The following is a 7,386-nucleotide window of genomic DNA, read 5'->3' as shown; positions in this document are numbered from 1 at the left end:
CTCTAGGCACTTTAAGGGGATTTGGGGGTGGGTTGTCTGCTTTTGACGCCAAAACAGCCGGAACAGGATGAAAGATGTTCCGGCTGTTTGTTGGGCTGGGGTTTTGCAAAGGTCTCAGCCTGTCTCCGGCATACCTTACGCAGAAAGCGATAGGATCGGATGTGCCGTACAATCCTCATCAAGCGGATGCAGCCCCTTGGGATGATTTGCCGGGCGGCGCAATCAGCATCCGAACAATCTCTCCGTCCGTCCGCCCCAAATCATGTTGGTAACGAACAAACACCCCGGCCTGTAGGCGGGCGAAGTATGCCGCCCGTTGTACGGTCAATGCCTTTCTGGCTTGTTTTGTGATTTTGCGTTTGGCCGAGTTTTGAAACAACCGTGCACCGACAGGATAGGCACCACACAGATACTCACCCGGATAGATGAGAATATCCGTGGGAATCTCGTAGTCATGCGCACGAAACTCGACCTCGAAGCGAACCCACCGGCTGGCTTTGTCACCCAATTGACGCCCTTTTTCGTAAATCCTCGCCAATTTTGCGCCATAGCGGGAGCCGATATATAAGGTTTTCCCGCTACCGTCTTCGTTCTCCCATGCCGTTCCCCGTTTCTCACATTTTGGCTGTTTGCCGTTACGGTACAGCAAGTGGCGGTAATCTACATAAGCGGGCTCCGGTGTATGCTTCTTGAGGCTTTTGCGAAGGCTTGCAGTCTGCAGGCAGGCATTGGTTGCCGCCTGTTGTAGAGAAGGCTATCAAGAAATTAAATCATTTTTAGAAGAAAAAATAAAACCCCGAGAAATTCTCGGGGTTTTGAAAATTGGCACGCCCACGGGGAATCGAACCCCGGTTACCGCCGTGAAAGGGCGATGTCCTAACCGCTAGACGATGGGCGCGGATGTTTCATGGCGCACCCGGAGCGATTCGAACGCCCGACCCTCTGGTTCGTAGCCAGATACTCTATCCAACTGAGCTACGGGTGCGCTGTGAAGTTCGTAATTATATGGATTCGTTTTTTTTTGGTCAAGCCCCTTGCCAAATTTTTTCGCCGGACTGCCTTTGTTGGTGGATATGGGCGCATATCTACTGAGGGAGCAGTCCGACAATTGGCACCGTAGCGCTTAGAAAGTGAAACGCAGGCCGGCGCGCAGCGAGCGGCCGGGCAGGGGAGCCAGGTATTTTAAAGTGGAGTTGTGCGGACGCGCTTCGACATTGCCGAGGTTACGTGCGTCCAAAAACCATTCCAAGCTGCGGTGTTCGTTGAAATGGTGGGTGTAGCCGAGGTAGGCATCCCACAGGTTGTAACCGCCCAAATCCACTTCTTCGTTGATGACTTTGCCGCGATGGCGCTGTGCGGTGTAGCGGGTCAGGCTGGTGGCCAGCTGCCAGCCGCTTTTCTGCCAGCTGAGACCGATGCCGTAGCGGGTGGTGGGTAGGCCGGGCATATAGGCGCCATCTCGTTGGTAGCGCAGATAGCGTTTCCACGCTTCCGGGTCGCGGGGGTCTGCATTCGAGGGCTGGTCTACCGGTCGGTTTTTGACCCAGTCGGCAAACAAACGGGTTTCCAGCAGGCCGTATTTGCCCAGGTCGAAATATTGTTTCCACTCCAACTCAATGCCGTGAATACGGGTGTCGCCTTGGCGCCATTCTTTGTAGGGGAGGCCGTCTCCTTTGCTGGTGCCGGTTTGGCCGAGGTAGATGTAGTCTTTGAAATCGGTGTGGTAGTAGTTGGCGCGCAACTGGGTTTGCCGCCAGTTCAATTCGCCGCCGAATTCCCAAGTGCTGGCGGTTTCGGGGTTGAGACGCGGATCACCGTGTTCGTTGGTGAGGATGGCGAAGTGGCGGTTGCTGGCAAACAGTTCGTTGACTTCGGGGGCGCGCTGCGAACGGTTGTAGCGAATACCGAAGCTCGCTATCTCAAAGGGCGACCATTTGAGAGCGGCTTGCTGGCTGTTGAGGCTGTATTCGCGCTGGTTGAGGTCTTTCAGGTAGCCTTCTGTCAAACCGCGGCCGGGTTGGTAGCCGTCCAGCAAGGCTTGGTGTTTGACCCGGCCGTGGCGCCAGCCCAATTCGGCTTCCCAGTTTTGCCAGCGGAATTTTTCTAGGGCAAACAGGGCGTACTCGCGGGTTTTGGTGTCGGGCATATAACGGTCGGGGCCGCTGCTGTCGATGCGGCGGTGGCGCCAGTCTAGGCCCAAGGTGCCCTGCATAAAGGCAGCAGGGCGGTGGTTGAATTCGACGCGCGCTTGTTGGCTTTGGCTGTTGAGGCTGTTCACGAAATGGCGGCCGAGATATTCGCGGTTGTTGGCATCGGTATGGGCGATGCGGAAGCGGATGTTGTCCAACCAGGAAACTTGCGGCCGGTACAAGCCTTCTGCCTGCCAGCGGGTTTGATCGGCATCGATGTTGACCGGCTGGATGCCGTTGCCGTCGCCGCTGCGGGTGGCGAGGGAAGCATAGCCGGGTACGCCGTAGCGGTTCAGGTAGCGGCTGAGGCCGATGCCGACGTGGCCGCGTTCGCCGATATAGCTGACGCCGGCGGAGAGGCTTTGCAGGTGCATATGGCTGTTGGTAAGTTTGCCGTACTCCACCGGGGCGGCGTCTTGCAGGCTTTTCAATTTGCGTGAGATTTGTGGCGGCAGGGCAGGATCATAATCGGGATTTTGAGTAAACCAGCTAGGCGGGCGCTTTGAGAAGTTTTGATATATGTCTCCTTTAAGCGCTAAACCCTCACTCTTTCTCCATGCTTCACCTTCAATGAGATAATTTTTATGAACATATTGGTAATTACGTTTGTCAAATATTTCATTTTCCTTGATGTCTGCCTCTACTTGACATAAGCCACGCAAAGGCGAATTAAACAGAATTTCATCCGGGTTGTAGCAGGCTCCGGCTTTGCTATCGCCTGGAATGCGGTAGGAAGAAATTTTGCTGTTTTGTCCGTCGAGGTGCCAGGCGAAGTTGCCCACGTTGCCGTCTAAACGGAAGATTTGACTGTTTGGGGTGTTGTCGCCGCCGCTGATTTCCACTTTGCCGCCGAAATCGCGTTCAGGTAGCGTGTCGGGAATCAGGCGGGTTTCCACATCCACCGCGCCGCCCACGGCGTTGCCGCCGTAGAGGACGGCTGCGGAGGATTTGCGTACGGTGATTTTGTCGGCCAGAAACGGTTGTACCGGGGTGGGCAGATTGCCGCTGATGGCGGACAAATCGGATACGCCCAAGCCGTTTTCGCTGATGTACACGCGCGGGCCGGTCAGGCTGCGGATTTGCGGCAGGCCGCCAGCGGGGCCGAAGTTGTGGTTGTGCACACCGGTTACTTGTTGGACGGTTTCTCCTAAGGATGCGGCGCGGGTGCGTTGGAGTTCCGGTTCGGATAAGGTGGTTTTGGTGCCGTTGTCGATGTGTTCGCTGCGCAAAGGATAGCTGCGGCCTTGAACGTCGATATCGGGCAGCTGGGTGTCGTCGGCTGAGGCCAAAGCAGGCAGGGCTAGGATGAAGGCACAATAAAGCGGGCGGAGGGGAAAAGCAGAATTCATAAGATTTATATAAATTAAAAAGGATTAGGTAAAAGAAATTACTTAAAGATGAATTTAATTGATATATTATAACATATAGGAATGGGTGCGCTCAGTGGTTTGCCCTGAGATAAATAGAGCAATCAAACTTTTATATATAAAGGTAAAGTGAATCGAGATTTAAAGGGGGCGTGAGATTTGCAAAGAACAGATGTGAATGCCGCTCAAGACGTGGCAGCGCAGCGAACGTGAATGCTAGGAATCCCCCGGTGGGATACGACGGGCAAGCGAGTTGATCAGTAACTCTAGGGCATAAACACACAACGCGAGACCTTTGCAAAACCCCCAGATGTGGACGCAGTTCAAGGCGTAGGTAGCAGCGCAGTGAGCGCAGACATATCACATAGATCAGCAAGCGAGCGAGCAGCGCACAATGCAGAAATGCGTCGCAGATGGGGGGTGCAAAGGTCTTAGGCTACCTGAAAGGGTTTCAGGTAGCCTGTTTTCGTTCGGTCACGCCGCTTATTGTTGGTCGCCGTTGGGCAGCGGGCCGTCTAAATACCAGCTGGTGCGGTCGGCGAGGTTGCGCCAACGCTCGCGGTGGCGGTTTGGTTCGTCTTCAAACATATTGGCGCCGGTAACGGTTTTCTGCCGTCCGCTTAGATAATTGGTGCTGACCAGGGTTTTCTCGCCGCTGTTGCGCATATACGATACCTGATCCAAGCCGATGAGTCGGAAACGCCGGCCTTCCAAGCGGAAGGTATAGGTATTGTTTTGCACGCCCCAGCTGCCGCAGCTGAGCCAATAATGCAGCATCACCGTCAGGCGGCCGTCTTTGATGCCGATGCCGCCTTCTTCCAGCGGGTCTTGCAGGCAGGGTGTTTCGGTGCTGCCTGCCGGCGGCAGCCAGTCGCGGTTGGACGCGGCCAGTTGATAGCCTTGGCCTTGGCGCAAAAACACCAGCAGCTGGCGCGGGTTGGTGTCGAGTTCGGAAGCGCCCAGCCCTTCGTTGCGCACCATCTTGGCCGGGTCCTGGCCGCGGACGACGATGACGGCATCGGCCCGGCCGTCGCCGTTCAAATCGCCCTCGGCGCTGTAATCCAGCTTCCAACCCTGCGGCACCAACGCGGAAAAATCAGCTGCTTGTGCCGGCGCGGACAATATGGGCAGCAGCATGGCGAGCATCAGCGGACGTTTCATTTTGTTCTCCTTTGCTTCATCAGATCACACAGAACGGCCAGTATAAAACCTTTGTCCGGTAAGGGCAACGGACTGCGACCTTAGCAAAATTACTCTCCCTCCTCAGACCACTCACGGCCAAATACAGCATTTCGGCTGTTTTTGGCATGCGTATCCTTTCTGTATTTCTTTAGCCACCTAATCGTCAGTCAGCCGACATAAAACTTTCGTAAAGCCCCCTGATGGGACGCTGTTTAAAGCGTAACAGCGCAAGCAGAAGACATATCATCTAGACTAGATAGGCAAGTGGGGGGCAATCTGCCCAGGTCATCAGCCCACAACACAAAAGTGTCTGTAAGCGGGGGGTGTTAAGGTTTCAGGCTGCCTCTTAGAAAATGATGGACTGAAAGACAAGTCATTCTGAGAAAAACAAAAAACTCAAGACAGAAATCAGCAAAATATCCAAAACCGTGTGCTACGGTTGTAGATGTTAGGTAATTTCGGGCCTTAGAAAGTCTCAAAGTGTTGCGTGCAGGCTAAACGGTGTGCTTCGGGTGATGCTGTTGTTGGTGTTTCACCACGTTCATACCGGCGGCCACCAGGCTGCCAATGTCGGCCACATTGGCAGGCAGAATCAGGGTGTTGCCTTCTTTGGCCAGTTTGGCGAAGGCTTCCACATATTGTTCGGCCACTTTCAGGTTGACCGCTTCGTTGCCGCCGGGCTGGCGGATGGCTTCGGCCACCATGCGGATGGCGTCGGCGCTGGCTTGCGCCACCAGGCGCAGGGCCTCGGCTTCGCCTTGGGCGCGGTTGATTTGGGCGACTTTCTCACCTTGGGAAGCGTTGACGGCAGCTTGGGCTTCGCCTTCGGATTTTTTGATGTCGGCTTCGCGTTCGCCGGTGGCGAGGTTGATTTGTTCGATTTTCAAGCCTTCGGATTGGGCGATGCGGGCGCGCTTTTCGCGTTCGGCGGTAATCTGCGCCTGCATAGAGCGCAGGATTTCCTGCGGCGGCACCAGGTCTTTGATTTCGTAACGCAACACTTTTACACCCCAGGAAACGGCGGCTTCGTCGAGCGAGGCGACCACGGTGCGGTTGATGTCGTCGCGCTCTTCAAAGGTTTTGTCCAATTCCATGCGGCCGATGACGGAGCGCAGGGTGGTTTGCGCCAGCTGGGTGATGGCGGTGATGTAGTTGCTGGAACCGTAGGAGGCCAGTTTGGCATCGGTTACCTGAAAGTAGATGATGCCGTCTACGGTGAGCTGAGTGTTGTCGCGGGTGATGCACACTTGGCTGGGTACGTCGAGCGGGATTTCTTTCAGCGAGTGTTTGTAGGCCACGCGGTCGAGGAAGGGGATGAGGAAGTTGAGGCCGGGCTTGAGCACGGCGTGGAAGCGGCCGAGCCGTTCGACCACGTGGGCTTCCTGCTGTGGCACCACGCGGAAGGCTTTGAAGCCGAATACGGCGAGGACGATAAATAGGATTAGGGGTAGGCTCAACCATTCCATGATGTCAGTTCTCCTGTGGGGTCAGAATCAGCACATTGCCGTCTTTGCCGGCAATGCGGGCGGTTTGCCCGGCTTGGGCGGGGAAGTCGGCACGCGCCTGCCAGGGTGCGCCGCGGTATTGCACCAGCCACAGGCCGTTGGCTTGTCGGCTGTGCAGGATCACGGTGTGGCCGATGTCCAAATCGTCATCGCTTTTCTCGGCGGGGCTGCGGTGGTGGTTTTTGCGCCAGCGGTAAACGCAGAAGATGCCCACGGCGGAGAGCAGTACGGCCACGGACAGCGACACCTGCCAGCCGGCGTCAAACAGGCCGGCAGTGAGGCCGGCGCCGAGCAGCGAGGCAGCCACCACCAATAGATAGACGGTGCCGACAAACATTTCCAGCACAAACAAAACGGCAGCGGCGATCAACCAATACATCATCAGCGAATTCCTTGTGTGGGCGGTGCAATATCCGCAATGTAAAAGACGGGCCGGCTTTTGGCAAGCAGGGCTACCTGAAAGGATGGGTGTCAATTGGCCTGAAATGTCGAAATTCTCCGAGTTGTTTGCACCACAGTCTGAGATCTTTGCAAAACCCAAGCCAACAAACAGCCGGAACATGCTTCATCATGTTCCGGCTGTTTTTGCCTAAAAAGCAGACAAGCTACCCCTAAATCCCCTTCAAGTACCTCATCATGAGGCGCTGCCTGCCTGTTCAGGCAGCCATAGGCACACGTATCCTGTTGGCCGCCTTCAACAGGTTCACACACATCGCTTTCAGGTGGCTTTGCGCCCTCACTTTGCTCAAACCAAAATAGGCTGCCCGGGCATGGCGGAATTTGCGGTGCAAGGTACCGAAGCTTTGTTCCACCACATAGCGCACTTTCGCCAGCCGGCCGTTGCGGACTTTTTGTCCTTGGCTTAACGGTCGGCCACGGTGTGCTTTTTGCATGACGCCGTCTTTCAATCCCCATTCTGAGACCTTTGCAAAACCCTCATCTGCAGCGCATTTCTGCGTTGTGTGCTGCTCGCTCGCTTGCCTATCTCCATGATATGTCTGCCCCACAGGGATTCCTGACGTTCACACTCGCTGCGCTGCTACGCCTTGAACTGCATCCACATCTGGAGGTTTTGCAAAGGTCTCAGCCTGCTAAATATTGCCGGTTTTCTTGGCTGTCGTAGCCTTTATCTGTAGAAATTAT

At 55.4% G+C, this 7,386-nt stretch carries 6 protein-coding genes, 2 tRNA genes and 2 pseudogenes; 1 reads left to right on the top strand and 9 read right to left on the bottom strand.

All coding sequences use genetic code 11. From position 1 onward, the window contains the following. Window positions 1-178 precede the first annotated feature (178 nt). From HMPREF9371_RS04365 to HMPREF9371_RS04330, 9 genes and pseudogenes are all read right to left on the bottom strand, one after another. Entirely contained in the window at window positions 179-721 is a 543-nt protein-coding gene (locus tag HMPREF9371_RS04365; protein ID WP_083813976.1) for a replication initiation factor domain-containing protein, read from the bottom strand. A gap of 102 nt (window positions 722-823) precedes the next feature. Next, a tRNA-Glu gene (locus HMPREF9371_RS04360) sits at window positions 824-898 on the bottom strand. A gap of 10 nt (window positions 899-908) precedes the next feature. Further along, window positions 909-985: transfer RNA gene (locus tag HMPREF9371_RS04355), tRNA-Arg, on the bottom strand. Window positions 986-1,123: 138 nt separating this feature from the next. Next, on the bottom strand, window positions 1,124-3,538 hold the full coding sequence (locus HMPREF9371_RS04350) for a TonB-dependent receptor (RefSeq protein WP_009118718.1): 2,415 nt from the start codon (window positions 3,536-3,538) through the stop codon (window positions 1,124-1,126). A 304-nt stretch (window positions 3,539-3,842) separates the two neighbouring features. Then, window positions 3,843-3,969 (bottom strand): annotated as a pseudogene (locus HMPREF9371_RS13195) (lipoprotein signal peptidase); the annotation flags it as partial. 70 nt (window positions 3,970-4,039) lie between these two features. After that, entirely contained in the window at window positions 4,040-4,717 is a 678-nt protein-coding gene (locus HMPREF9371_RS04345) for a hypothetical protein (protein ID WP_009118717.1), read from the bottom strand. Between the two features lie 515 nt (window positions 4,718-5,232). After that, the gene (locus HMPREF9371_RS04340; protein ID WP_009118716.1) at window positions 5,233-6,204 is read right to left on the bottom strand and encodes an SPFH domain-containing protein; all 972 of its coding nucleotides are present in this window, start codon (window positions 6,202-6,204) and stop codon (window positions 5,233-5,235) included. 4 nt (window positions 6,205-6,208) lie between these two features. Beyond that, entirely contained in the window at window positions 6,209-6,625 is a 417-nt protein-coding gene (locus HMPREF9371_RS04335) for an NfeD family protein (protein ID WP_009118715.1), read from the bottom strand. A 274-nt stretch (window positions 6,626-6,899) separates the two neighbouring features. Then, window positions 6,900-7,259: pseudogene (locus HMPREF9371_RS04330) on the bottom strand (transposase); the annotation flags it as partial. Here HMPREF9371_RS04330 and HMPREF9371_RS13190 point away from each other — a divergent pair. Continuing rightward, on the top strand, window positions 7,160-7,366 hold the full coding sequence (locus HMPREF9371_RS13190) for an ATP-dependent exonuclease (protein ID WP_415752586.1): 207 nt from the start codon (window positions 7,160-7,162) through the stop codon (window positions 7,364-7,366). The pseudogene HMPREF9371_RS04330 and the gene HMPREF9371_RS13190 sit on opposite strands and share 100 nt — an antisense overlap. Window positions 7,367-7,386: the final 20 nt, after the last annotated feature.

It is taken from the genome of Neisseria shayeganii 871, assembly GCF_000226875.1.
In the GTDB taxonomy this organism is placed as follows: domain Bacteria; phylum Pseudomonadota; class Gammaproteobacteria; order Burkholderiales; family Neisseriaceae; genus Eikenella; species Eikenella shayeganii.
Note: the sequence above shows the minus strand (reverse complement) of the source record. Positions and strands in the feature narration are given on the sequence as shown.